Source organism: Micromonospora sp. C41, assembly GCF_018070485.1.
GTDB lineage: Bacteria > Actinomycetota > Actinomycetes > Mycobacteriales > Micromonosporaceae > Micromonospora > Micromonospora chalcea.
This window is the reverse complement of sequence record NZ_JAGPXP010000010.1, coordinates 148,816-174,525: the sequence shown is the minus strand read 5'-3', so window position 1 is coordinate 174,525 and position 25,710 is coordinate 148,816. Positions and strand designations below refer to the sequence as shown.

The window sequence follows — 25,710 nt, the reverse complement described above, 5'->3', positions numbered from 1 at the left end:
GCGTCAGCCCTTGCCCGGGTGCAGCGCGCCGCAGTTGTCGCAGGTGCGGGCCTTCTCGTCGGCGTAGAACGCGGCGAAGACCGGGGGCAGGTCGGCGGCGATGTCGCGGACCTGCAACTCCACCTCGTGCACCTTGTGGTGGCACTCGGCGCAGTACCACTGGAACTTCTCCAGCGTGCCCTCCTCGCGGACCCGCTCGATCACCATGCCGATCGAGCCGGCCTCGGGACGCTGCGGCGAGTGCGGGGTGTTGCGCGGCAGCATCCACATCTGGCCCTCGCGCACGTGCACCGTACGCGGCCCCTCGGGCAGCATCAGGTTGACGTGCATGTTGCCCTTGACCTGGTAGAAGAACTCCTCGTACGGGTCGACGTGGAAGTCCGTGCGCTGGTTCGGGCCGCCCACCACCATGACGATGAAGTCGTCGCTGCCGGGCAGCATCTCCTTGTTGCCCACCGGGGGCTTGAGCAGGTGCTGGTTGTCGCCGATCCAGCCGGAGAAGCTGAACGGCTCGGCGATCTCACTCATGGGAACCTCCCGACGGAAGAAGGGCGACGGCCTGCATCTCGATCAGCAGATGCGGGTGCGGAAGCTGGTGCACGGCGACTGTGGTCCGGGTCGGGCCGGTGGCGTCGAAGAACTCGGCCCACACCTGGTTGTAGCCACCGAAGTCGTTCATGTTGACCAGGTAGCTGGTGACCTGCACCAGGTCGCCGAGGTCGGCGCCGACCGAGCGCAGCAGGTCCCGGATGTTCTCGATCACGGCCCGGGTCTGCTCCCGGATGTCCAGGTCGGTGGTGCCGAGTTCGTCCACCGACACCCCGGCGAACGTGTTGTCCGGTCGGCGCGACGACGTACCGGACACGTAGACGAATCCGCCGGCCACCTTGACGTGCGGGAACGCGCCCCGCGGCACGGCCTTCCCGGCCACCACGCGGGCCGTCATGGCAGGGCCTTCATCGAGGCGGAACCCAGCTTCTCCACTGTGGCGCGGACGTGCGCCCCGGGGCGCAGCGGCACCGCGGCGGTGGCCGCGCCGGCCAGGAACACCCAGCCCTTGCGCAGCCGGACGCCGTGCCGGCCGGCCAGCCGCAGGCCCTCGTCCAGCGCGCGGCGCGGGTCGCCGAGGATGGCCGCGGTCGAGCCGACCTGCGCCACCCGCCCGTCGATCTCCAGCAGCACGCCGAGGTTGTCCAGCCCGTCCGGCACCGGCGCCCACGGCCCGACCACGAACGCGGCGGCCGAGGTGTTGTCGGCGACCACGTCCGGCAGGGAGAAGGTGAAGTTCGCGTACCGGGAGTCGATCAGCTCGATCGCCGGGGCGACAGCGCGTACCGCCCGGGTGAACGAGCCGACCGGTTCGCCCGGGTCGGGCAGCCGGTCCAGCAGGAACGCCACCTCCGGCTCGACGCGCGGGTGGATGAAGTCACCGACGTCGACGGCGCCGCCGTCGGGCACCCGCATCACGTCGGTCAGCCGGCCCCAGATCACCTCGTCCACGCCGACCTGCGCCATCTTCGCCTTGCTGGTGAGGCCCATCTTCAGCCCGACCAGCCGCTCGCCCCGGTCGAGGCGGCGCTTCACCAGCGCGGTCTGCACCGAGTACGCGGCGTCGACGTCGAGGCCGGTCTCGGCGGCGAGCTGCGGGATCGCGGTGGCGGTGTCGGCCGCCGCGCCCAGCTTCTCCGCGATGCCGGCGATGTCCGGCCCGATCATGCTGTGCCACCTTTCGTTCGCGACTGCGGGGCTCGCAAACCCGGCTCACTCCTCGCGCTCACGGCCTCCTTACCGGCCAGGTCCAGTGCCACGTCCACGATCATGTCCTCCTGGCCGCCGACCATCCGGCGACGGCCCAGCTCGACCAGGATCGAGCGGACGTCCACGCCGTACTTGGCCGAGGCCCGCTCGGCGTGCCGCAGGAAGCTGGAGTAGACGCCCGCGTACCCCAGGGAGAGCGTCTCCCGGTCCACCTGGACCGGCCGGTCCTGCAACGGGCGGACCAGGTCGTCGGCGGCGTCCATCAGCGCGAACACGTCACAGCCGTGCTTCCAGCCGTGCAGCTCGGCGACCGCGACGAAGACCTCCAGCGGCGCGTTGCCCGCGCCCGCGCCCATGCCGGCCAGCGACGCGTCCACCCGGACGGTCCGCCCGGACGGCGAACCGAGCGGGCCGTCGCCGAGGATCCGGCCGTGCTCGACCGCCAGCACGCTGTTCGCCACGCCCAGGGACAGGTTGTGGTGCGCGTGGATGCCGATCTGCGTCTCCGGTTCCAGCACCTGCCGGTACGCGTCGACGCGCTGCGCCACGTCGGACATCAGCAGCCGCCCGCCGGAGTCGGTGACGTAGACGCAGTGCGCGCCGTACGACTCCATGAGCTTGGCCTGCGCGGCCAGCCCGGCCGGGTCGTTGAGGTGCGACATCATCAGGAACCCGGAGACGTCCATGTCGTTCTCGCGGGCCCAGGCGATGTGCTGGGCGGAGATGTCCGCCTCGGTGCAGTGCGTGGCGATCCGGACGCTGGTCACGCCGAGCGCCTTCGCCGCCTTCAGGTCGGCGATGGTGCCGATGCCCGGCAGCAGCAGCGTGGTCAGCCGCGCGGTGGTCAGCACCTCGGCGGCGGCGGCGATCCAGTCCGCGTCGGCGGCGGCGCCGTGCCCGTAGTTGACGCTGGAGCCGGCCAGGCCGTCGCCGTGCGCCACCTCGACAGCGGCCACACCGGCCGCGTCGAGCGCGGCGGCGATGGTACGCACCTGGTCGACCGTGTAGCGGTGCCCGATGGCGTGCATGCCGTCGCGCAGCGTCACGTCCTGGATGTAGAGGTCGGTCATCGGGGTGCCCCCTCCGGGGAACGCAGCGCCACCAGCCGCTCCGCGGTGCGCAGCGCGGCCGACGTCATGATGTCGAGGTTCCCGGCGTACGCGGGCAGGTAGTGCCCGGCACCGGAGACCTCCAGGAACACCGACACCTGCAGGCCGGTGAAGTGCCGGCCGAGCACCGGCGCGTACGTGTCGACGGCGTCGAACTGCACGTCCTGCTTGAGCCGGTAGCCGGGCACGTACTCCTGCACGGCGGCCACCATGTCGGCCACCGAGGCGGCGATCTTCACCCGGTCGGCGTCGGCGTCCGGGCACAGGCAGTAGACCGTGTCGCGCATCAGCAGCGGCGGGTCGGCCGGGTTCAGCACGATGATGGCCTTGCCGCGCTCGGCGCCGCCGACCACCTCGATCGCCCGGGCGGTGGTCTCGGTGAACTCGTCGATGTTGGCCCGGGTGCCCGGACCGGCCGACTTCGAGGCGATCGAGGCGACGATCTCGCCGTACGCGACCGGGGTGACCCGGCCGACCGCGTGCACGATCGGCACCGTCGCCTGCCCGCCGCAGGTCACCATGTTGACGTTGGGCTCGGCCAGGTGCTCGTCGAGGTTCACCGGCGGCACCACGTACGGGCCGATCGCGGCCGGGGTCAGGTCGACGACCGTACGCCCGTGTGCCCGCAGCACCTCGTCGTGCCGCTTGTGCGCGCCGGCCGAGGTGGCGTCGAAGACGAGCTGGACGTCGGCGAACTCGGGCAGCGCGACCAAGCCGTCGACGCCCTCGGCGGTGGTGGTCACGCCGAGCCGGCGGGCCCGGGCCAGACCGTCCGAGGCCGGGTCGATGCCGGCCATCGCCACCATGCGCAGGCTCTCACTGAGCCGCAACACCTTGATCATCAGGTCGGTGCCGATGTTGCCCGACCCGAGCACCGCCACTCCGACGCCGCTCATGAGCTTCCCTCCCGCGAGAAACAGGTACGCACCGAGCCGAGCCCGGAGATGCGCGCCTCGTACGCGGCGCCGGGCGTGACCGGCACCATCGGGCCGAGCGCGCCGGAGAGCACCACGTCACCGGCCTTGAGCGGGTCGCCCGCCCGGGCCATGGTCGCGGCCAGCCACTGCAGCGCGTGCAGCGGATTGCCGAGGCAGGCCGCGCCCGCGCCGACCGAGACCGGCTCACCGGCGTGCTCCAGAACCATGCCGCACAGCCGCAGGTCCACGTCGGCGAGCCGCCGGGGCGCGGTGCCGAGCACGAACAGCCCGCTGGAGGCGTTGTCCGCCACCGTGTCCACGATGGAGATGTCCCAGTCGGCGACCCGCGAGTCGACGATCTCGATGGCCGGCAGCACGTGGTCCACCGCCCGGATCAGGTCGACAGTGGTGACCCGCTCGTCCGGCAGGTCCGCGCCGAGCACGAAGGCGATCTCCGCCTCCACCCGCGGCTGGAGCAGCCGGTCGATCGGCACCTCGACGCCGTCGCCGACGGCCATGTCGTCGAAGAGCACCCCGAAGTCGGGCTGGAAGACGCCGAAGCTCTCCTGCACGGTCCGCGACGTCAGGCCGATCTTCGCGCCGACGCGGCGGTGCCCCTTGCCCAGCCGTTGCCGGGTGTAGACCTGCTGCACCTGGTACGCGGCCTCGACGTCGCCCTCGGGCAGCAGCCGGCCGCGCAGCGGCGGGCAGGGTTTGCCCTCCTGCCGGGCCACCGCGAGTTCCCGGTTGGCGGCCTCGATGTCCACGGTCATGGCGGTTCCTCGCTTACGTCGCTGGGGATTCCGGCCATTCTGCCCACCACGCGCGCTCATGACAGGTCCACACAGACGTTTGTCAGTTCCGAATAGAAGTCGAGCGAGTGCACGCCGCCCTCGCGGCCCACACCCGACGCCTTCACCCCGCCGAACGGGGTGCGCAGGTCGCGCAGGAACCAGGTGTTCACCCAGACGATGCCGGCGTCGAGCCGGGCGCCGGCCCGGTGCGCCCGGCCCACGTCCCGCGTCCACACCGTCGCGGCCAGGCCGTAGTCGGTGCCGTTGGCCAGCGTGAACGCCTCGTCCTCGTCGTCGAACGGCGCGACGTGCACCACCGGGCCGAAGATCTCCTCCTGGTTGGTGCGGGCGTCCGCGCCGAGGCCGGTGAGCACCGTCGGCTGCACGTACGCCCCGCCGTCGCGGCCGTCGCCGAAGCGCGGCGTACCGCCGCCCGCGCGGACCTCGGCACCCTCGGTGCGGGCCAGCGCGTAGTGGCCGAGCACCTTGTCCCGGTGCCCGTGCGAGATCAGCGGCATGTTCGCCGTCGCCTCGTCGTCCGGCCAGCCGTACGCCAGTTCGTCGGCGCGCTTGGCCAGCCGCGCGGTGAACTCCTCGAACACCGGCCGCTGCACGTAAATGCGCTCGGTGCACAGGCACACCTGGCCGCCGTTTGTGAAGCTGGACCGCACCGAACCGGCGATCGCCGCGTCCAGGTCGGCGTCGGCGAACACCAGGCCGGCGTTCTTGCCGCCCAGCTCGAAGCTGACCGCCTTCACCCCGTCGGCGGCGGCGCGCATGATCGCGCTGCCGGTGGCCGACTCGCCGGTGAACGTGATCGCGTCCACACCCGGGTGGCGGGTCAGGTGCTCGCCGGCCGAGCCCGGGCCGAAGCCGTGCACCAGGTTGAACACGCCGTCCGGCACGCCCGCCGCGGCCATCACCTCGGCCAGCAGCGTGGCGGAGGCCGGGGTCTCCTCGCTGGGCTTGACCACCACGGCGTTGCCGCAGGCCAGGGCCGGCGCGACCTTCCAGGTGAGCAGCAGCAGCGGCAGGTTCCACGGCACGATCACCGCGACCACGCCGACCGGCTTGCGGACCGCGTAGTTCAGCGCCCGGCCGCCGGTCGGGGTGACAGTGGTGAACGACTCGGTGGGCGCGGTCGCGACGATCTCGGCGAACGCGCGGAAGTTGGCCGCGCCGCGCGGGATGTCGAGCGTCCGGGCCTGCGAGATGGCCTTGCCGGTGTCCGCCACCTCGGCGGCAACCAGGTCGTCGAAGCGCCGCTCCAGCTCGTCGGCGACCCGGCGCAGCACCTCGGCGCGTTCCCGCTCCCCCATCCGGCCCCACGGGCCGCGCAGCGCCGCCCGGGCCGCGGCCACCGCGTCGTCCACCGTGGACTGCGACGCCTCGACCACCTCGAACACCGGCTCGCCGGTGACCGGGCTGCGCTTGGTGAACCGGGCGCCGGCGTCGACGAACTCGCCGCCGACGAAGTTGCGCAGCAGGCCGGGGCCGTCCGGCGCGTGCCCGGCCATCAGCCGGGGATCCCAGAGCGTCATCGCCGCCGCCCCAGCGCCGCGCGGACCCCACCGGCCAGCAGCGCCACCGCGCCGGCCGCCACCGCGCCGACCACCGCGTACTGCGCGCGCACCCGGCGGCGCACCTGCGCGTACGGGGTGGTCGAGAACGAGACCAGCTCGTACTGGGAGACGTAGCGGCCGGGCAGCGCGCGCTCCAGCGCGTGCTCGACCTGCTTGCGGGTCCGGAACACCGGCGAGGCGACCTTGTCCCGCATCTCCACGAAGTTCGCCAGCGCCATCCGGGCGATCGCCTCCGCGTTGTCCTGGCGGCGGTGCTGGAACAGCGGCAGCGCGGCGGCCCACTCGTCGTCGCACTCGTCGAGGCAGCGGTCCAGCTCGACCACGTCCTCGAACGCGCAGTTCGCGCCCTGGCCGTAGAACGGCACGATGGCGTGCGCGGCGTCGCCGATCAGGCCGACCTTCCCGGCCACCTGCCACGGCGTGCAGCGCACCGTGCCGAGCACGCCGACCGGGTTGTGCTGGTAGTCGTCGACCAGGTTCGGGGCCAGCGGGACCAGGTCCGGGTAGTGGGTGGCGAAGAACCGCTCGATCGCGGCCGGGCTGCTCAGCGACGCGAAGCTGCGCGTGCCGTGGGTCGGCCAGAACAGCGTGCAGGTGAAGGAGCGGTCCGGGTTCGGCAGCGCGATCATCATCGAGGTGCCGCGCGGCCAGATGTGCAGCGCGCCCGGGTCGAGCGCGAACTCCCCGCCCAGCGGCGGGATGGTCAGCTCCTTGTAGCCGTAGTCGAGGAAGTCGAGGCTCTCGGTCAGGCCCCCGTACGCGAGCAGTTGCCCGCGCACCGCGGAGCCGGCGCCGTCGGCGCCGAGGATGACCGAGGCGGTGGCGGTGACCTTGCCCTGCGGGGTCTCGAACGTCATCTCGCCGCCGAGCGGGTCGAGGCCGACCAGCCGGTGGTCGAACGCGACGCGCACGTTCGGCAGCGCGGCGGCGGCGTCCAGCAGCGCGTTGTTCAGCGCGCCCCGGCTGATCGAGTTGATCGCCAGGTCGCCGGTGCCGCTGTAGGACTGGAACTCCGGCTCACCCTCGACCGGGTGGATCATGCGGCCGCGCATCGGCAGCGCGTCCGCCATCACCTCGTCCTCCAGGCCGATGCGGCGCAGCGCGTCCAGGCCGCGCTCGGACAGCGCCAGGTTGATCGAGCGGCCCCGCTCGACGGTGCCGGTACGCGGGTCGGGCCGCCGCTCGTAGAGGGCCACCGGGTAGCCGCGCCGGGCCAGGTAGCAGGCCAGCAGGCAGCCGGCCAGCCCGGCGCCGACGACAGCGATCTCGTCGCGCTCGGTCATGAGCCCTCCTTCTCAACAGTTGCCGCCAGCGCCTCGGCGACCCGCCAGCAGTCGTGGTACGTCGAGTAGAGCGGCACCGGGGCGAACCGGACGATGTCCGGCTCCCGGGCGTCGGCGACGACGCCGTGCTCGTGCCGCAGCCGCTTGGTCAGCTCGTTCGCGCTGCCCACCCCGATCCGCACCGAGAGCTGGCAACCGCGCCGGGCCGGGTCGCGCGGGGTGACCACGCTCAGCGGGCGGCCCGGCGTGACCTCGTCGAGCAGCTGCTCCAGCCAGGCGGTGAGCCGCAGGCTGCGCTCGCGCAGCGCCGGCATGCCGACGGAGTCGAACAGCTCCAGCGAGGTACGCACCGGGCCCATCGCGAAGATCGGCGGGTTGGAGATCTGCCACGCCTCGACGGTGGCCGGCGGCCGGGACACCGGGGTCATCTCGAACCGGGTGGCCGCCTCGGTGCTCCACCAGCCCTCGAAGCGCTGGATCGACGGGTCGCCGAGGTGCCGTTCGTGGACGAAGACGCCGCCCAGCGCGCCCGGGCCGGAGTTGAGGTACTTGTAGGAGCACCAGGCCGCGAAGTCGACGTCCCAGTCGTGCAGCGCCAGCGGCACGTTGCCGGCGGCGTGCGCCAGGTCCCAGCCGACGACCGCGCCCGCGGCCCGCCCGGCGGCGGTGATGGCGGGGATGTCCATCAGCTCGCCGGTCAGGTAGTTCACGCCGCCGAGCATCAGCAGCGCCACCGTGTGGCCCTCGCGGGCCAGGAAGTCCAGCACGTCCTGCGTGCCGAGCGTGTCGGAGCCGGGGCGCGGCTTGAGGCGGACGACGGTGGTGTCCGGGTCCAGGCCGTGGAAGCGGGCCTGGCTGCGCACCGCGTAGCTGTCCGACGGGAACGCGCTGTCCTCGATCACGATGCGGGTGCGCTCGCCGGCCGGCCGGTAGAAGCTCACCATCAGCAGGTGCAGGTTGACGGTGAGGGAGTTCATCACCACCGTCTCCGCGGGCAGCGCGCCGACCAGGCGGGCGGCCGGCGCGGTCAGCAGCTCGTGGTACGGCAGCCAGGGCCGCTCCGACTCCAGGTGCCCCTCCACGCCCAGGCGCTGCCAGGCGTCCAGGTCGGCGAGGAGCTCGTCCCGGGTGGCGCGGGGCTGCAGGCCGAGCGAGTTGCCGGCCAGGTACGCGGTGTCCGGGTAGCGACCGCCGTCAGCCGGCGGGATGTGGAACAGGTGCCGGTGACCGGGGTCGTCGGCGTCGCGGCGGAGGGCTTCGTTCTCGGGGGTGTGCATGCTGTTCTCTCTCGTCACATCGCGGTGCGGGCCGACCACAGCTCCGGGAAGACCACCCGGGCCATGCTGCGCTGCAACCATGCCAGTCCGGCGGAACCGCCGCTGCCGACCTTGGCGCCCATGGTGCGCTGCACGGCCTTGACGTGGTTCCAGCGCCAGTCGCCGAACTCCTCGGCGATCTCGGTCAGCGCGTCGCCGAGCAGGCGCAGGTGGTTGTCCGGGCCGCTGTCGCCGTAGATCCGGACCCAGGCCGCCTCGATCGCCGGGTGCGCCTCGTGCTCGGTGTTGACGTCCCGGGACAGCAGCTCGGCCGGCACGTCGAAGCCCTTGCGGGCCAGCAGCCCCACCACCTCGTCCCAGAGGCTCGGCGTGGCCAGCGCGGCGGTCAGCTCGTCGTACACGTCGGTCTGCCGGCGGAACGGGCGGATCAGCGCCCGGTCGCGCAGGCCGAGCAGGAACTCCAGCTGCCGGTACATCGCGGACTGGAAGCCGGAGCCCTCGCCGAGCCGGTCGCGGAAGCGGTTGAAGTCGGCCGGGCTCATCCAGCGCAGGCCGTGCCAGGCCGCGTTGAGGCCCTCCAGGTGCAGGGCGGCCCGGCGCAGCGGGGCCAGCGCCTCCCAGATCCGGTCCTCGCGCAGCTCACGCTTGGCGTGCCGCAGCTCGTGGCAGGTCAGCCCGAAGTACAGCTCCATGATCTGGCTGACCATCAGGAAGGACATCTCGCCCGGGTCGTCGCTGAGCGGCTCCTGGAGCCGGTGCAGGGTGCTGGCCCGTACGTAGGCGTCGTACGGCACGCGCTCGGCGAATTCCAGCGTCGGCTCGCCGCCGTTGCGTGCCGCCCGAGCCGCCCGTTCCTGGGGGGTTACCGGGCGCACCGCCGTCGTCTGTTCCACAGTCGTTCTCCGTCCGTGCGCGGGGTAGACGTCATGATCCCGCTGGTGGGCGGCCGAATGGAATGCCTGTTCAACGGCGGTATGGTGGTCTCACCTCGCGAACCGAAACCATCTCGCGTCGCTCCCTTTACGGAAGGAAGGTCCCCGCGTGGACGACATGGACTGGGCGTTGCTGCGTGAGCTCCAGGCCGACGCCCGGCTCTCGTACAGCGAGTTGTCCCGCCGGGTCCACCTGTCCCCGCCCGCGGTGGCCGAACGGGTGCGGCGGCTGGAGGAGTCCGGCGTGATCACCGGCTACCACGCCCACGTCGACCTCACCCGGGCCGGACGCACGGTGCTCGCCCTGATCCGGATGTCCTGCTACGGCGCGCGCTGCATCCTCAACGACCCCGAGGTGGCCGGCTGGCCGGAGATCATGGAGATCCACCGGATCACCGGGGACGCCTGCAGCATGCTCAAGGTCGCCGCCACCAACATGGGCGAGTTCGAGGAGGTCATCGACCGGCTCGCCCCGTACGGCCAGCCGTCCAGCACGATGGTGCTCTCCACGCCGCTGGCCTGGCATCCCGTGGTGAAGGCGCCTCGTTAGCTTCCCCTGCCCGCCGGGAAAGCAGCCGCCGCTGCCCGTCAGTGGGTCCGGCGCACCGTCGCGCCGGGAGGGGGGAACCATGCGAGGGCTCCTGTCACACCGCGTGCTGTCGTCCGTACTGGGCCTGTTCGGCCTGGTCGCGACGTTCGTCCTGGCGACCGCGCCACCGGCGCGGGCCGGCGAGAGCGTGTTCATCGAGGTGACGCCGAACAGCGTCCAGGCCGGTTCCCGAGTGAGCCTGCGGGCCGGCTGCGACAACAGCAACAACCGTCAGGCCCAGGTCACCTCGGACGCCTTCGGGCGGGTGACGCTGCGGCCCGACAACGGCTTCCTCACCGGCTCGGTCACCGTGCCCGGCAACAAGGCGCCCGGCGACTACCCGGTGAACCTGGACTGCTCCAACGGCAACACCGCCTCGACCATGCTCACCGTGCTGAACATGGCGCAGCCGAGCAAGGGACCGGCGACCGGCGGTGGGGGCGCCGCGGGCGGCCGGGGCACCGGCTCGCTGCTGCTGGTCGGCGGGCTGGTGGCGGTGGCCGTGGTGGCCGGCGTGAGCGCCCGCCGCAAGACCGGTAACCGCGTCTGACGAGGCGCCGACATGGCCCGCAAATCGCGCCGCCGGGACCGCGCCGGCCCGGCGGCGGACCGCACCCGCCGTCGCGCCGCCGGCCGCCGGCCGCCGGAGCGCGCGAAACGGCTCCGGGCCGCGCTGCGGCTGACGTCCCGGGCCGCGCGCCGGTTCGCCCATGTCGCCGGGCACGCCTTCACGGCCAGCGTCACCACCGCCGACCCGCGGCCGGTCCCGGCCCGCGCCGCACCGGCCACCACCCGCCGGTACGCCCCGAGCCGCAACCCGGGTGTCCCGGTGCTCGTGGTGGCGAGCGTGATGGCGCTGATCGTGGCCATGCTCGGGCTGGAACGGGTGACCGGGGTCAGCGTGCTGCCGGACCGGATCGTCGCCGGCCTGCGCCCGCCGCCGAAGAAGTTCCCGGTGCTGCCGGCCAGCCCGCCGACCGACCTGAGCATCGGCAAGCTCGACCTGCGCGCGCCGGTGCACCGCGTCGGAATCGCGCCGGACGGCAGCATCGACGTGCCGGACGTGGACCGGGCCGGCGAGGTCGGCTGGTACGACCAGGGCCCCACCCCCGGCCAGTACGGCCCGGCGGTGCTCGTCGGGCACGTCGACACCACCACCGGGCCGGCCGTCTTCCACGGGCTGAAGAACCTCGACGACGGCGACCGGATCGAGGTGACCCGCGAGGACCGCTCGGTGGCGGTGTTCGAGGTGACCTCGATCGAGCGGTACGGCAAGGAGAAGCTGCCGGTGGAGGACGTCTACGGCGACTTCAGCCGGCCCAACCTGCGGCTGATCACCTGCGGTGGGCGCTGGGTGGGCGGCGAGACCGGGTACGCGGACAACCTGGTCGTCTACGCCTCGCTGGTCAAGGCGCGCTGAGCGCGCCGGTCAGGCCGCCTCGGACTCGGGCTCGCGCAGGTCGAGCCAGTCCGCCCAGCGCGGGTCGGGCGCGCGGTGCCCGAGAACCCGCCAGGCCGCCCCTTTCGGGGCGGCCGGCAGGTGGTGCAGCCGCCAGCCCAGCTCGGCCGGCGTCTTGTCGCCTTTGGTGTGGTTGCACCGCGCGCACGCGGCGACCACGTTCTCCCAGGCGTGCCGGCCACCCCGGCTGCGCGGGAACACGTGGTCGATGGTCTCCGCCGGCCCCCGGCAGTACGCGCACCGCCACCCGTCGCGGGCGAACACGGCCCGCCGGGACAGCCCGACGTGGGTGCGGTAGGGCACCCGGACGTAGCGGGTCAGGCGTACCACTGAGGGCACCGGTAACGCGTTGCGCGCGCTGTGCAGGATGCCCTCGCCGTCGGCGACGCAGATCGCCTTGGCGGAGAGCACGAGGATCGCGGCACGACGCACCGACACGACGCACAGGGGTTCGTAGGTGGCGTTGAGAACGAGCGCACCGGAGCCCGCCGTGGGTCGTATGTCAGGCATCGCGCTCACCCTCCCGGTCCAGCCGCTCCCGCCGTCTGCGCGCCGGAACCGCCCGCGAACAGCGCGGAACGAATTCCGACGCCGGCCGGATCACCGACGTCCGTTGCGCCAATAGTCCCTGATCGCGCCCTCGATTGCACGCACGAATCTGCAAGCGGCCCACCGGATCACCCGCACCGGGGCGGTCCGGCGCGCTCGCGCTACGCCGTGCCGACGCTACGCAGGGTGCCCAGCCGGACCCACTGGCCCTCGTGCGGGCCGGCGGCCAGGCGGTAGTGCTGGACGCCGTCGATGGCGGCGCGCAGATCCACTGTCACGGTGTCACCGACGGCGAGGCCGGCGGTCACCGCCGTCACCTTCCCGGCGTCGTCCAGGGAGTACGCCCTGCCGGGCGCGGCGACGACCACCGCCGAGCGCGGGATGCGGTAGCCGATCGGCGCCGCTCTCCCGATCTGGTACGACCGGCCGGGGATCTCCTGGACCAGGTAGCCGCTCAGGCTCCCCTCGCTGATGTCGTACCAGATGCCGGTCTGCCGCATCACCTTGTGCCGTTCCGTGGAGGCCGCCTCGGTCGGCCTGGTCAGGGAGATCCGCTTGCGGTCCAGGACCGTGCCGGACGCGTCGAACTTGTAGCCGACGTGGTCCCCGGGGGCGAGCCGGATCGTTCCGGACACCCCGTAGGTGGGGTGGTCGGAGTAGAACAGGTCCATGATCCCGGCGAATGTCGGGTCGCCGGTGATCGCGTGCAGCACGGCGTGCTGGATGATGTGCGTCGAGTGGTACATGCCCGCGTCCTTGCGGTGGGTGAGGCAGTACCGGCTCCGCCACTGGCGGGTGCGGACGAGGTGGTGGGCGTCCCGGGCGGTGGTGATCGCGCCCTGGAGCATCTGGCGGGCCCGGGCGTCGCGGCTCAGGCTCCAGTAGTCCCAGAGCCCGAAGGCCGAGAAGACGTGCCCGTTGTAGGTCTGGTCGCCGCGCACCCGCGTCGGGTGGGCGTACTCCTCAAGCCAGAGCAGCCCGTCCTTGACGTACACCCCCCACGGCAGGCCGCCCACCGGCGGGAGCAGGTAGGACGCGAACGTCGAGTCGGCCGCCTGCCGCCAGTGGGTGCGCTCGCCGACGATCTGCGCCAGCCGGACGAAGAGGCTCATCGCCTGCCCCTGGGCCATCATCGAGTACCACGGCGTCTCGTAGACGTCGGTGCCGCGGTGCATGGCGTGCCGGAACCGGTACGGGTAGAACCAGGCGTCCCGCCGCACGACCCGCCTGTCGATCAGGCGCTGCGCCTGCGCCATCGCCCGCTTGAGGTACACCTGATCGCCGGTGACCCGGTAACTCTCCAGCAGGTTGATGCCGTACTGGGCCTGGGCCACCGGATGGTCGTAGAGCTTCCCGGTGAGCAGCGCCATGCGTACGCCGTGCTCGTCGTGCGTGCCCGTGTCGACGAGCGGGAGCCGCACGCCGCTGTAGTAGGGCCGCTGCCCCTGCGGCAGATCGCGGATCTCGAACGGGTCGCTGCGGAACTTGACAGGCGATTCGGCAGACAGTTTCGCCGCCCCGGTCGCCACCAGCGGCGCGGCGCCGGCCGCCGCCGCCACCACCGTCAGCACCTGACGACGGGACCAGGATCGGCGCGCGCCTAAGAGTTCCTCCGTCATGTCGCTTTTCCCCTTGCTCCGCCCAGCTGCGCGCTGGACGGCCAGTCGCGGGGCCCCCGTGCGGGCCGGGGCGTTTTTGCCGCCCCCCGGTACAACGGAGCAGGAAGCAGGGCGGGTTGCCCGGCCGGCGGTGGGTCCGCGCCGGACGGGCGACGCGGGTGCGGTACGAAAGCACTGTGAATCTCTCCGACCTGATCTCCGCCCTGCTGTCCGCCGTCTCCGACCGGCGGCCGGACTGCCAGGGCAGCAGCTCCTGCGAGTGGGTGTACCGGGTCACCGACTCCGCCTGGTTCGCCGAGAGCAGCTACTGGATCCTGTTCAAGCCGCTGCGGGTGGCGCTGATCCTGCTGCTCGCGGTGGCCGCCCGCTGGGCGCTGCACCGGACCATCAACCGGCTGGTGCGGACCACCACCGACGGCGCGGTGCCGACCATGCTCCGCCCGCTGCGGGAGCGGATTCCCAGCGCCACGCCCGACCCGGACCAGTTCGTGCCGGAGCGGCGGCGGCAGCGGGCCGAGGCGATCGGGTCGGTGCTGCGCAGCATGGTCACCGCGTTCGTGTTCGGCATCGCGTTGCTGATGGTGCTCAAGGAGTTCAGCTTCGACCTGGCCCCGCTGCTGGCCAGCGCGGGCATCGCCGGCGTGGCGCTCGGTTTCGGCGCGCAGAGCCTGGTCAAGGACCTGATCGCCGGCCTGTTCATGTTGATCGAGGACCAGTACGGCGTCGGTGACACGGTCGACCTCGGCGAGGCGACGGGCGTGGTGGAGGCGGTGGGCCTGCGGGTGACCACGGTCCGTGACGGCCGCGGGGTGCTCTGGTACATCCGCAACGGGGAGATCGTCCGCGTCGGCAACAAGAGTCAGGGTTGGGCCCTGGTCGTGGTCGACCTGCCGATCGGCTTCGCCGGCACCGAGGAGGCCACGGCGGTGCTGCGTACCGCGGCGGCGTCGGTGGCGCTGGACCCGGAGCTGGCGCCGAAGATCGTCGAGGCGCCGGAGGTCCTCGGCGTCGAGCAGATCACCGTGGACGGCACGGTGATCCGTACCGTCGTCAAGACCACCGCGGACGGGCAGTTCGCGGTGGGCCGGGAGCTGCGCCGCCGCCTCGCCGAGGCGCTGGAGAACTCCGGGATCACCGCGCAGATCGCGGCGGCCCGGCTCTTCCCCGGGCTGCCGCCCCAGACGCCGGCGACGCCCACTGCCGAGGGCACGGGGACCAGCGGACCCACCTGAGTCGCCGGACAAGCCGGACTATTTTCCGGGGGTCGCGCTCCGCGCGGCCCCTCGGGTATCGTCCGTTCGGTTCAGTCGGAGATGCGACGATCAATCCGTTCACCCTAGCCAGTTGTCAGACGATCGGGCAGAATCCGGTGAACACGCTCCACCGGGGAGCGTGCTCGTGTCCTCGCTGATCGGTTGATCTGACGACGGTTCCCGGTCGGGCCATCACAAGTGGTCGACCAGGAACGATGGAGGCGACGGTGTCCGACGAGCGACCCGCCCAGGAGGGCCCGGCCACCTTCCGCGACGTGTTCGGTCAGCCGGAGTTCCGGGCGCTCTTCGCCGCCAACATCCTCTCCTGGGTCGGCGACTATCTCGCCAAGGCCGCGGTCACCGTGCTCGTGCTGCGCGAGACCGAATCGGTCGCGCTCTCCGCCGCCGCGTTCGCGGTCAGCTATCTGCCCTGGCTGCTCGGTGGCCCGTTGCTCTCCGCGCTCGCCGAGCGGCACCGCTACCGCCGGGTCATGGTGATCTGCGACCTGATCCGGATGGCGCTGATGGTGCTCGTCGCCATGCCGTTCATGCCGGCCTGGTCGGTCCTCGCGCTGATCTTCCTGGCCACGCTCGCGAATCCGCCGAGCCAGGCGGCGCGCTCGGCGGTGATGCCGCAGATCCTCACCGGCGACCGGCTGGTGGTGGGCCTGTCCGCGTTCACCAGCGCGTCCCAGGCCGCCCAGGTCGTCGGCTACCTGATCGGCGCGACCATCGCCGCGCTGAACCCGAACGCCGCGCTGCTCGTCAACGCGGCGACCTTCGCCCTGTCGGCCCTGCTGGTCCGCGTCGGCGTACACGACCGGCCGTCGACGATGACCGCGAAGCACCGCAGCCACCTGCTGCGGGAGACCGGCCAGGGCTTCCGCATCGTCTTCGAACGGCCGGTGCTGCGGGCCATCGCGATGCTGGTGTTCAGCGCGATGCTGTTCTCGATCGTCCCCGAAGGGCTGGCCGCCGGCTGGGCCGCCGAGCGCACCGACGGCACGATGGACGCCGGCACCGCCCAGGCGGTCATCATGGCCGCCGGTCCGGTCGGATACGTCCTCGGCGGGGTGATCATCGGGCGGCTGATCGCCCCGGCGCGCCGGTTGGCGCTGATGCGGCCGCTGATGGTGATCGCGCCGGCGGTGCTCGTGCCCGCGCTCCTCGACCCGGCCCCGTCCGTGGTGGCGTTGCTCGCCGCGGCGTGCGGCTTCGCCGTCGCCGGGCTGGTGCCGGTCGCCAACGGGCTGTTCGTGCAGGCCCTGCCGGACGGCTACCGGGCCCGGGCGTTCGGGGTGATGGCCACCGGCACCCAGGTCATCCAGGGCGCCGCGGTGCTCGCCACCGGCGCCCTCGCCGAGCGGTTCTCCGTCCCGTCGGTGGTCGGCGCGTGGAGTGCGGCGGGCGTGCTGCTGATGCTCGTCGCGGCGTTCGCCTGGCCTCGGCCGCGCACCATCGACGCGGCGATCGCGGCCGCCCGCGCCGAGTCGGCCCCGGACGCCGCCGCACCCACGCACGCCGCGCGTGGCCCGGCGGCGGGCGACCGGGGCCGGGAGCACGGCCGGCGCCGGCACGCGGTGACGTGATCCGCGCCGCCCCGCGGGCGGGCGCGACCGCGGGGGCGCACCTGGCAGGATGGAAGCGTGACTTCCCCAGGCGAGTCGATGACCCTCTTCGAGGCGATCGGCGGTGAACCGGCCTTCCGCAAGCTGGTGGACGAGTTCTACGCCGGCGTCGCCGAGGACCCGCTGCTGCGGCCGATGTATCCGGAGGAGGATCTGGGCCCGGCGGCGGACCGGCTGACCCTCTTCCTCATCCAGTACTGGGGTGGGCCGCACACCTACTCCGAGCAGCGCGGGCACCCCCGGCTGCGGATGCGGCACGCCCCGTTCCGGATCGGCGCCGCGGAGCGCGACGCCTGGTTGCTGCACATGCGCCGGGCGGTGGACGCGCTGGACCTGCCGCCGCAGCTCGCCGGCGCGCTCTGGGACTACCTGGAGCGGGCCGCCTACTTCATGGTGAACGTGATGGAGGACCCGGCGGCCGGCTGAGCCGCCCGGCTCTCAGAGCAGCGCGCCCTCGTCGTGCAGCCAGTCGACGAACGTGGTGGCGACCGCGGCGCCGCAGTCGAGCATCTCGACGAGCAGCGCGTCGTGGGCCCCGGCGCCGAGCGGGACCTGGAGTTCGGCGTAGATCGGGAGCTGGCCGCGCTCGGTCGGGTCGCCGATGTACGCCTTGCAGAAGCGGCGGGTGTGGTTCCACTCGTTGACCACCCGGTACGCCCGGTCGGCCCAGTCCGGCGGGACGGTGGCGTGCGGGCGGGCCCGCATCACCAGGATCTCGTCCTCCGGGCCCTCCAGCGCGACGAGCACGGCGTGCCGCTCCCACATGGCCAGCAGGTTGCCGCCGCCGTCGGCCAGGTAGCGCACGTCCAGCAGGTCGAGCGCGTCGCAGACCCGGCTCAGGGTGACCGGGGCGACAGTGGCCGGCATGTCCGCCAGGGCCGGGCGCTCGGGTGCCGGCGCGTCGTCTCCCGGCTGGCGCGGGGTAGGTGGCCCCACCCGGATGGTGTCATCCACTGTGACTCCGCTTCGAGTCTCCGGTTCGCCGCCAGCGGCGGGACCAGGGCGCCATGACCACCACGGCATCGCTCGCGCACCTCACTCCCCAGCGGATCCAATCGCCTACGGTGCGTTGGATCCGAGGAAGGACGGTACCCGGACAGGCGGCATGAGGCATCCCCCCAACGGCCGCCCCAAACCGGAAGGCCGATGATGGGTCATACTTTCGGCTGACCCGGCATCGGCCTGAGTGCAAGATCGGCGACGGTACGCGACCACACCGCCCCGAACGGACCGACGAGCCCGACCCACCGGCCGGCGACCCGCACCTGAACGTCGTCCTCGCCGCTACCGGCGAAGCCCATCCGGACCAGACCCTGCACCAGCCGCTGCGACACCTCCACCGGCGTGCGCGGGTCCTCGTCCGGCGTCACCACCACGGCGACGTGGTCCAGCAGCGCGTCCCGCAGCACCCGCTGACCCACCGCGCGGCCGGCCACCCCGTGCGTGGCCGCCTCGCGCAGCGTCCCGGCCGCCGCCTCCGCGATCCGGCGCAACTCCGCGCCGGGCAGCGTCTCCACCACGCGGCTGGCAGCCGGTGGGAGCTGCCAGCGCCAGCCGTCGTCCCGCCGTACCGGCAGCGCCGCGCCCCCGGCGGAGAGTTCGGCCAGCAGCTCCCCCGCGGCCACCGTGACGTCACCGGGGGCGGCGCCGGGCACGGTACGGACCACGAGCACCCCCCAGGGCAGCCGCGCCCAGAGCGCCGTACGCCCGGCGCCGGGCACCGGCCGCAGGCGGACCACCGTGGCCGGGTCGAACCGGACCAGCCGGGCCAGGAAGGCCCCCGCGTCGGCCACCCCGGTCAGCCCGTGCCCGGTCGTCATCCGCTCAGCCCCGGCGCGTAGCGGAGCAGGAACGCGCGCTCGTCCGGCGAGATCCGGCGTGGCCGCTGGGCGGCGAGGTCGAACGGCACCAGCACCGACCGGGCGGTGCTGGCCAGCGTGTCGCCGTCGTACAGCTCGTAGGCGACCGAGAACGAGGCGTTGCGGATCTGGTCCACCCACAGCTCGATCCGCACGGTCGGGGCCGCCTCCGCGCTGGCCCGGCCGAGCGCGTAGTCGACCGGGCGCAGGTAGTCGACCTCGTGCCGGCGGATGACCACCCCGTCGGCGAACGAGCCCACTCCCCACGCCCGGCCACCGGCGAACATCATCGCCACCCGGGCCTCCTCGTAGAGCGTGAGGAAGCGGGCGTTGTTGACGTGGCCGTACGCGTCCAGGTCGGACCAGCGCAACGCGCAGTGGTAGACGAAGCGGTCAGTCACGGGTGAGCTTGCGGTAGGTCACCCGGTGCGGCCGGGCCGCCTCGGCGCCGAGCCGGTCGATCTTGTTCTTCTCGTACGCCTCGAAGTTGCCCTCGAACCAGAACCACTTCGCCGGGTTCTGGTCGTCGCCCTCCCAGGCCAGGATGTGCGTGGCGACCCGGTCCAGGAACATCCGGTCGTGGGAGATGACCACGGCGCAGCCGGGGAACTCCAGCAGCGCGTTCTCCAGGCTGGACAGCGTCTCCACGTCCAGGTCGTTCGTCGGCTCGTCGAGCAGGATCACGTTGCCGCCGATCTTCAGCGTCAGCGCCAGGTTGAGCCGGTTGCGCTCGCCGCCGGAGAGCACCTTCGTCGGCTTCTGCTGGTCCGGCCCCTTGAAGCCGAACGCCGCGATGTACGCCCGGGACGGCATCTCGACCTTGCCCACCATGAGGTGGTCCAGCCCGTCGGAGACGACCTCCCAGACCGTCTTGTCGCCGTCCAGGCCCTGCCGGTTCTGGTCGACGTACGACAGCGAGACCGTCTCGCCGACCCGGACCGAGCCGCTGGTCGGCTGCTCCAGCCCGACGATGGTCTTGAACAGCGTGGTCTTGCCGACGCCGTTCGGGCCGATGATGCCGACGATGCCGTTGCGGGGCAGCGAGAACGACAGGTCGTCGATCAGCACCCGGTCGCCGAACGCCTTTGTCAGGTTCTGCGCCTCGATGACCGTGTTGCCCAGTCGCGGGCCCGGCGGGATCTGGATCTCCTCGAAGTCCAGCTTCCGGGTCTTCTCCGCCTCGGCGGCCATCTCGTCGTAGCGGTCCAGGCGGGCCTTGGACTTGGTCTGCCGAGCCTTGGCGTTCGAGCGGACCCACTCCAGTTCCTCGGACAGCCGCTTCTTCATCTTGGCGTCGCGGCGTCCCTCGACGGAGAGCCGGGCGGCCTTCTTCTCCAGGTAGGTGGAGTAGTTGCCCTCGTACGGGTAGGCCCGGCCGCGGTCCAGCTCCAGGATCCAGTTGGCCACGTTGTCCAGGAAGTACCGGTCGTGGGTGATCGCCAGGACGGTGCCGGCGTACTTGGCCAGGTGCTGCTCAAGCCACTGCACGCTCTCCGCGTCCAGGTGGTTGGTGGGCTCGTCGAGCAGCAGCAGGTCCGGCGCCTCCAGCAGCAGCTTGCACAGCGCGACCCGGCGGCGCTCTCCACCGGAGAGCTTGGTGACGTCGGCGTCCGGCGGCGGGCAGCGCAGCGCGTCCATCGCGAGTTCGAGCTTGGAGTCGATGTCCCACGCGTCGGCGGCGTCCAGTTCCTCCTGGAGCTTGCCCATCTCCTCCATCAGCTCGTCGGAGTAGTCGGTGGCCATCTGCTCGGCGATGGCGTTGAACCGCTCCAGCTTGGCCTTGGTCTCGGCGACCGCCTCCTCGACGTTGCCGAGGACCGTCTTCTCCTCGTTGAGCGGCGGCTCCTGCGCGAGCATGCCGACGGAGTAGCCGGGCATGAGCCGGGCCTCGCCGTTGCTCGGCCGGTCCAGCCCTGCCATGATTTTGAGGAGGCTGGACTTACCGGCGCCGTTCGGACCGACCACCCCGATCTTGACACCCGGCAGGAAGTTCAGCGTCACGTTGTCGAGCACGACCTTGTCGCCGTGCGCCTTGCGCGCCTTGTCCAGGACGTAGATGAACTGGGCCACGGTGCGGGCTACCTCCGTCGGTTGCGTTCGCGGGCTTGTCGGGTGCGGGGCGCGGGCGTCGATCTCCGCCCGCCGCCGCCGGCCGGGAGCCGGCCGCACGCACGCCGCCGTCAATCCTGACAGGTACGGACCGCCACGCCCACATCACCCCACCCCAGGGGTACGGTGGCGCGCCTCCTTGCCGGCGCGGGTATGACTGAATAGCCTTGGCGTATGACCAAGAAGATCGCCGTGAGCCTGCCGGACGACGTCGCGGAGCGGCTGGCCAAGGAGCCGAACGTGTCCGCCTTCGTAGCGCGCGCCGTGCGTCGGCAGATGGCCGGCGAGCAGACGCGGGTGCTGCTCGCTCGCGCCGGTGTCACGATCACCGACGAGGACGTGGCCCGGGCCCACGCGGAGATGCAGCAGCTCACCGCGAGTATCACGCCCGAGCTTCGTGAGCGGGCCACCCGGCTCCAGTCGGAGGTCCTTGCGGCCAGGGCGAAGGCGCGGCGGTGACGCAGTTCGGCCTGGCGCTCGACACGGCCGCGCTGCTGGCCTATGCCTCGGGCGCCAAGGACGTCGGTGCGAGGATCGCCGAGGCCGCCGACTACGCGCGTGACGTGCTGGTGCCCGCCCTCTGCCTGGCGCATGCCCATCAGCAGGCCACGGCTCCGCAGTGGGAGCTTCTGGAACTGCTGGCCGCCCTGCCGCAGGTGCAGATCACCCCCGTGGAACCTGACATGTGCGCCTACCTCGGAGGCTGGTCGCGGCGGATGACCGGGCGGATGGATCTCGCGCAGCTGGCCATGGAGGCCGCCGCCAATCCGCTCGTGCCGATCGTGACGGACCGGCGGGAGCTGCTCGGTGAGGTGCTGCCGAAGGAGTGGCCGATCATCGACCTCTGAGCCACCGGTGTCGACAAGATCACGCGGTGGGTTCGGCGGTTCTGGGACGGGTAGGTAACTCCGGCACGGGGGAACAGAGGCCGCAGCTACGCTCAGTACGCTCATCGCGGTGGACCCGTCAGTACCCGGAGGTGGCCGATCGTGACCGTCCGTAGCTCCTTTGTCGTAGTGGCCAACCGCCTGCCGGTCGACGAGGTGAGCACACCCGAGGGGCGGCAGTGGCGGCGCAGCCCGGGCGGGCTGGTGACCGCGCTGCACCCGGTGCTCGCCGAGCACCAGGGCACCTGGGTGGGGTGGGCCGGCGGCACCGGCGCCGCGCCCGAGCCGTTCGACCTGGAGGGCATCCGCCTGCACCCGGTGCCGTTGAGCGCCGAGGAGCTGGAGCGCTACTACGAGGGCCAGTCGAACGCGACGATCTGGCCGCTCTACCACGACGCCGTGGAGACACCCGCGTACAAGCGCCGCTGGCGCGAGGCGTACCGGTTGGTGAACGCCCGGTTCGCGGAGGCCGCGGCCGACGTGGCGGCCGAGGGCGCCACGGTCTGGGTCCAGGACTACCAGCTCCAGCTGGTGCCGGCGATGCTCCGCGAGCTGCGGCCGGACCTGCGGATCGGCTTCTTCCTGCACATCCCGTTCCCGCCGATCGAGCTGTTCATGCAGATGCCGTTCCGCACCGAGATCCTGCGCGGCCTGCTCGGCGCGGACCTTGTCGGTTTCCAGCAGCGGCTGGCGGCGCAGAACTTCGTCCGGCTGGCCCGGCACCTGCTCGGCCTGCGCTACGAGGGCCAGATGATCCAGGTCGACGGCCGGCAGGTGAAGGCGGGCGCGTTCCCCATCTCGATCGACACCAAGGAGATGGAGCGGCTGGCCGAGGACCCGGCGATCCAGGCCCGCGCCAAGCAGATCCGCGAGGAGCTGGGCAACCCGAAGACGATCATCCTGGGCGTCGACCGGCTCGACTACACCAAGGGCATCGAACTCCGCCTGAAGGCCTTCCGCGAACTCCTCGCTGACGGAAAGTTGACAGTTCCGGACGCGGTTATGGTGCAGGTCGCCACGCCCAGCCGCGAGCGTGTGGAGCACTACCAGGCACTTCGGGTGAAGGTGGAACGCGAGGTTGGCCGGATCAATGGTGAATTCGGCCGGGTCGGCGTGCCTGCAGTGCATTATCTGCATCAGTCGTACAGTCGCTCCGAACTGGCCGCGATGTACGTCGCGGCCGACGTCATGATGGTGACCCCGCTGCGAGACGGAATGAATCTGGTGGCCAAGGAGTACGTCGCATCGCGCGCCGACCAGGGCGGCGCGCTCGTGCTCAGTGAGTTCGCCGGCGCTGCCACCGAGCTGCGCCAGGCGTTCCTGTGTAATCCCCACGACCCGGACGCGGTGAAGGACGCGTTGCTGCGGGCCGTGCATGTCGAAAAGCCCGAAGCCCGCCGCCGGATGCGCGTCATGCAACGCCATCTGCGCAGCCACGACGTGGGCCACTGGGCCAAGTCGTTCCTCAGCGAGCTCGGCGTCGGAGATACGGAGGCTGCGTGACCTCGCCCGCCCTCGCCGCCGCACACGGCGGCGTGCTGGATCCCGAACTGCGTGCCGCGATCGGCCGCATCGCCCGGGTTCCGCAGCTTCTGGTCGCCTGCGACTACGACGGCACGCTCGCGCCGATCGTCGAGGACCCGAGCAAGGCCGTTCCGCTGCCGGAGTCGGTGGCCGCGGTACGCGCTCTGGCCTCGCTGCCGCAGACCAGCGTCGCGGTGGTCTCCGGCCGCGCGCTGCGCGACCTGGCCACGCTCTCCCGGCTGCCCAGCGAGGTGCACCTCGTCGGCAGCCACGGCTCGGAGTTCGACATCGGCTTCGTCGAGCGCCTCACCCCCGAGCTGATCGCGGTCCGGCACCGGCTCCGCGAGGCGCTGCGGGAGATCGCCGCCGAGCATCCGGGCATCCGCCTGGAACGCAAGCCCGCCAGCGTCGCCGTGCACACCCGCGGCGTCGACCCGCACACCGCCGCCCGGGCCGTCGAGGCGGTCCGCAACGGGCCGGCGACCTGGGACGGCGTGACGGTCACCCAGGGCAAGGAAGTCATCGAGCTGTCGGTGGTGGTCACCAACAAGGGCACCGCGATCGACCAGCTCCGGACCCAGCTCGCCGCCAGCGCGGTGCTGTTCATCGGCGACGACGTCACCGACGAGAACGCGTTCGGCAACCTGACCGGGCCGGACGTCGGCATCAAGATCGGCCCCGGCGAGACCCGCGCCGACTACCGGGTGTCCGAGCCGATCGAGGCGGCCCGCGCACTGGGGCTGCTGCTGGAGACGCGGCGGCACTGGCTGTTCGGCGAGCGGGCGGTGCCGATCGAGCGGCACTCGATGCTCGCCAACGGCCGTACCGTCGCGCTCGTCACGCCGGAAGCGAAGATCACCTGGCTGTGTCACCCGAAGCCGGACTCGGCGGCGATCTTCGCCGACCTGGTCGGCGGCAGCCCGGCCGGGCACTTCACGGTCGGCCCGGAGCGCGGCGGCATCCCGCTCGGCCAGCGCTACCGCAGCAACACGATGACCGTCGAGACCCGCTGGTCCGGCCTGACCGTGACCGACTGGCTCGACCTACCGGTACGGCAGACCACGCCGGACGACCCGGCCGTGGTCAGCGGCGACTCCACACTGGTCCGGGTGCTCAGCGGCACCGGGCGGGCCCGCGTCGAGTTCGCGCCACGGCCCGAGTTCGGCCAGGTCGCGGTGCAGCTCCAGCCGCTCGACGACGGCCTGCTGGTGCTCGGCTCCAACGAGCCGGTCGCGCTGCACTCCCCCGGCGTCGAGTGGGAGGTCACCAACGACGCTGGGTACGAGACCGCGAAGGCGGTGGTCGACCTGTCGGCGGCCGGCGGCCAGGTGGTGCTGGAGCTGCGCTTCGGCACCCAGAGCCTGGAGCCGCACCGGCTGCCGGTGCACGAACGGCAGGCCGCCGCCGAGCAGCCCTGGAAGGACTGGGTGGCCTCGCTGCGGCTGCCCGCCACCGCCCGGGACCTGGTCGCCCGCAGCGCGCTGACGCTGCGCGGGCTCTGCCACGAGCCCACCGGCTCGATCCTCGCCGCGGCCACCACGTCGCTGCCCGAGGAGCTGGGCGGTGTCCGCAACTGGGACTACCGCTACTGCTGGCTCCGGGACGCCGCGATGACCGCCCGCGCGCTGGTCGACCTCGGCTCCACCGAGGAGGCCGAAGGTCTGCTGCGCTGGATCGACGGCGTGGTCGAGCGCACCGGCGGGCACCCGGAGCGGCTGCACCCGCTCTACACGGTGGACGGCTTCGAGCTGGGCGCCGAGGCGGTCATCGACACGCTGCCCGGCTACGCCGGCTCCCGGCCGGTACGGGTCGGCAACCTCGCCAACCACCAGCTCCAGCTCGACGTGTTCGGCCCGGTCGCGGACCTGATCGCGGCAGTCGCCGACGCCCGGGGCTCGATCCGCGACGACGAGTGGCGGGTGCTGGAGAACATGGTCGAGGCGGTACGCCGCCGCTGGCACGAGCCCGACCACGGCATCTGGGAGGCCCGCCTCCCCCCGCGGCACCACGTCTTCTCCAAGGTCATGCTCTGGATGACCGTGGACCGGGCGCTGCACGTCGTACGGCGGCACGGCGGCGAGGACCGGCCCGAGTGGGTCGAGCTGCGCGACCGGATCGCCTCGAACGTGCTGGAGCACGGCTGGCACCCGGAGGCCGAGGCGTACAGCGTCGCCTACGGCTACGAGGAGATGGACGCCTCGTCGCTGTGGATCGGCATCTCCGGGCTGCTCGCCGGCGACGACCCGCGCTTCCTCTCCACCGTGCTCAAGATCGAGGCGGAGCTGCGCAGCGGGCCGGTCGTCTACCGGTACCACTGGGACGACGGCCTGCCCGGCCGGGAGGGCGGCTTCCACATCTGCACGTCGTGGCTGATCGAGGCGTACCTGCGCACCGGCCGCCGGAGCGACGCGGAGGAGCTGTTCACCCAGATGGTCGACACGGCCGGGCCGACCGGGCTGCTGCCGGAGCAGTACGACCCGCTGGCCGAGCGCGGGCTGGGCAACCACCCGCAGGCGTACAGCCACCTGGGCCTGATCCGCTGCGCCCTGCTGCTGGACAACATGCTCAAGCAGTAACGCCG

The 25,710-nt window shown here is 72.3% G+C and carries 26 protein-coding genes; 10 read left to right on the top strand and 16 right to left on the bottom strand.

Annotated elements, in window-relative coordinates; genetic code table 11:
* Window positions 1-3: 3 nt before the first annotated feature.
* Genes KBX43_RS14000 through KBX43_RS13955 form a run of 10 tightly spaced genes read right to left on the bottom strand, consistent with a single transcriptional unit; the run spans window position 4 to window position 9,614 of the window.
* Window positions 4-528 (bottom strand): 3-hydroxyanthranilate 3,4-dioxygenase, encoded by a 525-nt coding sequence (locus tag KBX43_RS14000; RefSeq protein ID WP_030502185.1) that lies wholly within the window; start codon window positions 526-528, stop codon window positions 4-6.
* Window positions 521-946, bottom strand: a complete 426-nt coding sequence (locus KBX43_RS13995; RefSeq protein WP_069087300.1) for a RidA family protein — start codon at window positions 944-946, stop codon at window positions 521-523. The genes KBX43_RS14000 and KBX43_RS13995 overlap by 8 nt, the downstream gene beginning before the upstream one ends.
* Window positions 943-1,716 (bottom strand): 2-keto-4-pentenoate hydratase, encoded by a 774-nt coding sequence (locus KBX43_RS13990; protein ID WP_210884666.1) that lies wholly within the window; start codon window positions 1,714-1,716, stop codon window positions 943-945. The genes KBX43_RS13995 and KBX43_RS13990 overlap by 4 nt, the downstream gene beginning before the upstream one ends.
* Window positions 1,713-2,828, bottom strand: a complete 1,116-nt coding sequence (gene dmpG / locus KBX43_RS13985; protein ID WP_113974813.1) for a 4-hydroxy-2-oxovalerate aldolase — start codon at window positions 2,826-2,828, stop codon at window positions 1,713-1,715. Before dmpG ends, KBX43_RS13990 begins: the two co-directional genes overlap by 4 nt.
* On the bottom strand, window positions 2,825-3,763 hold the full coding sequence (locus KBX43_RS13980; protein ID WP_187693236.1) for an acetaldehyde dehydrogenase (acetylating): 939 nt from the start codon (window positions 3,761-3,763) through the stop codon (window positions 2,825-2,827). The genes dmpG and KBX43_RS13980 overlap by 4 nt, the downstream gene beginning before the upstream one ends.
* Window positions 3,760-4,557 (bottom strand): 2-keto-4-pentenoate hydratase, encoded by a 798-nt coding sequence (locus KBX43_RS13975; RefSeq protein WP_069087296.1) that lies wholly within the window; start codon window positions 4,555-4,557, stop codon window positions 3,760-3,762. Before KBX43_RS13975 ends, KBX43_RS13980 begins: the two co-directional genes overlap by 4 nt.
* A 56-nt stretch (window positions 4,558-4,613) precedes the next feature.
* The gene (locus KBX43_RS13970; protein ID WP_210884713.1) at window positions 4,614-6,095 is read right to left on the bottom strand and encodes a 2-hydroxymuconic semialdehyde dehydrogenase; all 1,482 of its coding nucleotides are present in this window, start codon (window positions 6,093-6,095) and stop codon (window positions 4,614-4,616) included.
* Window positions 6,096-6,115: 20 nt separating this feature from the next.
* Window positions 6,116-7,444, bottom strand: a complete 1,329-nt coding sequence (locus tag KBX43_RS13965; RefSeq protein WP_209962956.1) for an NAD(P)/FAD-dependent oxidoreductase — start codon at window positions 7,442-7,444, stop codon at window positions 6,116-6,118.
* A complete protein-coding gene (gene kynU, locus KBX43_RS13960) occupies window positions 7,441-8,721 on the bottom strand; it encodes a kynureninase (protein WP_209962958.1) in 1,281 nt (426 codons plus the stop codon). The genes KBX43_RS13965 and kynU overlap by 4 nt, the downstream gene beginning before the upstream one ends.
* 14 nt (window positions 8,722-8,735) lie before the next feature.
* Complete coding sequence (locus KBX43_RS13955; protein WP_210884664.1) at window positions 8,736-9,614, bottom strand: tryptophan 2,3-dioxygenase; 879 nt, start codon at window positions 9,612-9,614, stop codon at window positions 8,736-8,738.
* Window positions 9,615-9,762: 148 nt separating this feature from the next.
* Between KBX43_RS13955 and KBX43_RS13950 the strand changes: the two genes are divergently transcribed.
* The 3 genes from KBX43_RS13950 (at window position 9,763) to KBX43_RS13940 (ending at window position 11,662) form a co-directional block, all read left to right on the top strand.
* Window positions 9,763-10,203 carry an Lrp/AsnC family transcriptional regulator gene (locus tag KBX43_RS13950; RefSeq protein WP_030502195.1) on the top strand — a complete coding sequence of 147 codons (441 nt, stop codon included), beginning with the start codon at window positions 9,763-9,765 and terminating at the stop codon, window positions 10,201-10,203.
* A 79-nt stretch (window positions 10,204-10,282) separates the two neighbouring features.
* A complete protein-coding gene (locus KBX43_RS13945) occupies window positions 10,283-10,792 on the top strand; it encodes a hypothetical protein (RefSeq protein WP_043328906.1) in 510 nt (169 codons plus the stop codon).
* Between the two features lie 12 nt (window positions 10,793-10,804).
* Window positions 10,805-11,662, top strand: a complete 858-nt coding sequence (locus KBX43_RS13940) for a class F sortase (protein WP_043328904.1) — start codon at window positions 10,805-10,807, stop codon at window positions 11,660-11,662.
* Between the two features lie 9 nt (window positions 11,663-11,671).
* On the opposite strand, the gene KBX43_RS13935 is transcribed toward KBX43_RS13940, so the two are convergent.
* Both KBX43_RS13935 and KBX43_RS13930 read right to left on the bottom strand, forming a co-directional pair.
* On the bottom strand, window positions 11,672-12,211 hold the full coding sequence (locus KBX43_RS13935; RefSeq protein ID WP_030502198.1) for an HNH endonuclease: 540 nt from the start codon (window positions 12,209-12,211) through the stop codon (window positions 11,672-11,674).
* 200 nt (window positions 12,212-12,411) lie between these two features.
* Entirely contained in the window at window positions 12,412-13,869 is a 1,458-nt protein-coding gene (locus KBX43_RS13930) for a D-glucuronyl C5-epimerase family protein (RefSeq protein WP_113974810.1), read from the bottom strand.
* Window positions 13,870-14,045: 176 nt separating this feature from the next.
* Between KBX43_RS13930 and KBX43_RS13925 the strand changes: the two genes are divergently transcribed.
* The 3 genes from KBX43_RS13925 to KBX43_RS13915 all read left to right on the top strand — a co-directional run bounded on the left by KBX43_RS13925 (window position 14,046) and on the right by KBX43_RS13915 (window position 17,176).
* Window positions 14,046-15,101, top strand: a complete 1,056-nt coding sequence (locus tag KBX43_RS13925) for a mechanosensitive ion channel family protein (RefSeq protein WP_223201338.1) — start codon at window positions 14,046-14,048, stop codon at window positions 15,099-15,101.
* Window positions 15,102-15,337: 236 nt separating this feature from the next.
* Window positions 15,338-16,711 carry an MFS transporter gene (locus tag KBX43_RS13920; RefSeq protein WP_043328901.1) on the top strand — a complete coding sequence of 458 codons (1,374 nt, stop codon included), beginning with the start codon at window positions 15,338-15,340 and terminating at the stop codon, window positions 16,709-16,711.
* Window positions 16,712-16,789: 78 nt separating this feature from the next.
* Window positions 16,790-17,176 carry a globin gene (locus tag KBX43_RS13915; RefSeq protein WP_051611386.1) on the top strand — a complete coding sequence of 129 codons (387 nt, stop codon included), beginning with the start codon at window positions 16,790-16,792 and terminating at the stop codon, window positions 17,174-17,176.
* 12 nt (window positions 17,177-17,188) lie between these two features.
* Here the strand turns inward: KBX43_RS13915 and KBX43_RS13910 are convergent, their stop codons facing one another.
* The 4 genes from KBX43_RS13910 to ettA form a co-directional block, all read right to left on the bottom strand.
* A complete protein-coding gene (locus tag KBX43_RS13910) occupies window positions 17,189-17,773 on the bottom strand; it encodes a YbjN domain-containing protein (protein WP_043328898.1) in 585 nt (194 codons plus the stop codon).
* Between the two features lie 131 nt (window positions 17,774-17,904).
* On the bottom strand, window positions 17,905-18,570 hold the full coding sequence (locus KBX43_RS13905; RefSeq protein ID WP_043328896.1) for a hypothetical protein: 666 nt from the start codon (window positions 18,568-18,570) through the stop codon (window positions 17,905-17,907).
* A complete protein-coding gene (locus KBX43_RS13900) occupies window positions 18,567-19,010 on the bottom strand; it encodes a thioesterase family protein (protein ID WP_043328894.1) in 444 nt (147 codons plus the stop codon). The genes KBX43_RS13905 and KBX43_RS13900 overlap by 4 nt, the downstream gene beginning before the upstream one ends.
* On the bottom strand, window positions 19,003-20,679 hold the full coding sequence (ettA, locus tag KBX43_RS13895; RefSeq protein ID WP_043328893.1) for an energy-dependent translational throttle protein EttA: 1,677 nt from the start codon (window positions 20,677-20,679) through the stop codon (window positions 19,003-19,005). Before ettA ends, KBX43_RS13900 begins: the two co-directional genes overlap by 8 nt.
* A 213-nt stretch (window positions 20,680-20,892) precedes the next feature.
* Here ettA and KBX43_RS13890 point away from each other — a divergent pair, with 213 nt between their 5' ends.
* From KBX43_RS13890 to otsB, 4 genes are all read left to right on the top strand, one after another.
* Entirely contained in the window at window positions 20,893-21,177 is a 285-nt protein-coding gene (locus tag KBX43_RS13890; RefSeq protein ID WP_113974807.1) for a hypothetical protein, read from the top strand.
* The gene (locus KBX43_RS13885) at window positions 21,174-21,566 is read left to right on the top strand and encodes a hypothetical protein (protein ID WP_051611384.1); all 393 of its coding nucleotides are present in this window, start codon (window positions 21,174-21,176) and stop codon (window positions 21,564-21,566) included. The genes KBX43_RS13890 and KBX43_RS13885 overlap by 4 nt, the downstream gene beginning before the upstream one ends.
* A gap of 141 nt (window positions 21,567-21,707) precedes the next feature.
* On the top strand, window positions 21,708-23,108 hold the full coding sequence (locus KBX43_RS13880) for a trehalose-6-phosphate synthase (RefSeq protein ID WP_043328887.1): 1,401 nt from the start codon (window positions 21,708-21,710) through the stop codon (window positions 23,106-23,108).
* Complete coding sequence (gene otsB / locus KBX43_RS13875; protein ID WP_043328885.1) at window positions 23,105-25,705, top strand: trehalose-phosphatase; 2,601 nt, start codon at window positions 23,105-23,107, stop codon at window positions 25,703-25,705. Before KBX43_RS13880 ends, otsB begins: the two co-directional genes overlap by 4 nt.
* Window positions 25,706-25,710 lie beyond the last annotated feature (5 nt).

What these genes read in the sequence shown, in the direction of transcription:
- KBX43_RS14000 (WP_030502185.1), bottom strand. Translation starts at nt 528, where the DNA reads ATGAGTGAGATCGCCGAGCCGTTCAGCTTCTCCGGCTGGATCGGCGAC.
- KBX43_RS13995 (WP_069087300.1), bottom strand. Translation starts at nt 946, where the DNA reads ATGACGGCCCGCGTGGTGGCCGGGAAGGCCGTGCCGCGGGGCGCGTTC.
- KBX43_RS13990 (WP_210884666.1), bottom strand. Translation starts at nt 1,716, where the DNA reads ATGATCGGGCCGGACATCGCCGGCATCGCGGAGAAGCTGGGCGCGGCG.
- dmpG (WP_113974813.1), bottom strand. Translation starts at nt 2,828, where the DNA reads ATGACCGACCTCTACATCCAGGACGTGACGCTGCGCGACGGCATGCAC.
- KBX43_RS13980 (WP_187693236.1), bottom strand. Translation starts at nt 3,763, where the DNA reads ATGAGCGGCGTCGGAGTGGCGGTGCTCGGGTCGGGCAACATCGGCACC.
- KBX43_RS13975 (WP_069087296.1), bottom strand. Translation starts at nt 4,557, where the DNA reads ATGACCGTGGACATCGAGGCCGCCAACCGGGAACTCGCGGTGGCCCGG.
- KBX43_RS13970 (WP_210884713.1), bottom strand. Translation starts at nt 6,095, where the DNA reads ATGGCCGGGCACGCGCCGGACGGCCCCGGCCTGCTGCGCAACTTCGTC.
- KBX43_RS13965 (WP_209962956.1), bottom strand. Translation starts at nt 7,444, where the DNA reads ATGACCGAGCGCGACGAGATCGCTGTCGTCGGCGCCGGGCTGGCCGGC.
- kynU (WP_209962958.1), bottom strand. Translation starts at nt 8,721, where the DNA reads ATGCACACCCCCGAGAACGAAGCCCTCCGCCGCGACGCCGACGACCCC.
- KBX43_RS13945 (WP_043328906.1), top strand. Translation starts at nt 10,283, where the DNA reads ATGCGAGGGCTCCTGTCACACCGCGTGCTGTCGTCCGTACTGGGCCTG.
- KBX43_RS13940 (WP_043328904.1), top strand. Translation starts at nt 10,805, where the DNA reads ATGGCCCGCAAATCGCGCCGCCGGGACCGCGCCGGCCCGGCGGCGGAC.
- KBX43_RS13935 (WP_030502198.1), bottom strand. Translation starts at nt 12,211, where the DNA reads ATGCCTGACATACGACCCACGGCGGGCTCCGGTGCGCTCGTTCTCAAC.
- KBX43_RS13930 (WP_113974810.1), bottom strand. Translation starts at nt 13,869, where the DNA reads ATGACGGAGGAACTCTTAGGCGCGCGCCGATCCTGGTCCCGTCGTCAG.
- KBX43_RS13920 (WP_043328901.1), top strand. Translation starts at nt 15,338, where the DNA reads ATGGAGGCGACGGTGTCCGACGAGCGACCCGCCCAGGAGGGCCCGGCC.
- KBX43_RS13915 (WP_051611386.1), top strand. Translation starts at nt 16,790, where the DNA reads ATGACCCTCTTCGAGGCGATCGGCGGTGAACCGGCCTTCCGCAAGCTG.
- KBX43_RS13910 (WP_043328898.1), bottom strand. Translation starts at nt 17,773, where the DNA reads ATGCCGTGGTGGTCATGGCGCCCTGGTCCCGCCGCTGGCGGCGAACCG.
- KBX43_RS13905 (WP_043328896.1), bottom strand. Translation starts at nt 18,570, where the DNA reads ATGACGACCGGGCACGGGCTGACCGGGGTGGCCGACGCGGGGGCCTTC.
- KBX43_RS13890 (WP_113974807.1), top strand. Translation starts at nt 20,893, where the DNA reads ATGACCAAGAAGATCGCCGTGAGCCTGCCGGACGACGTCGCGGAGCGG.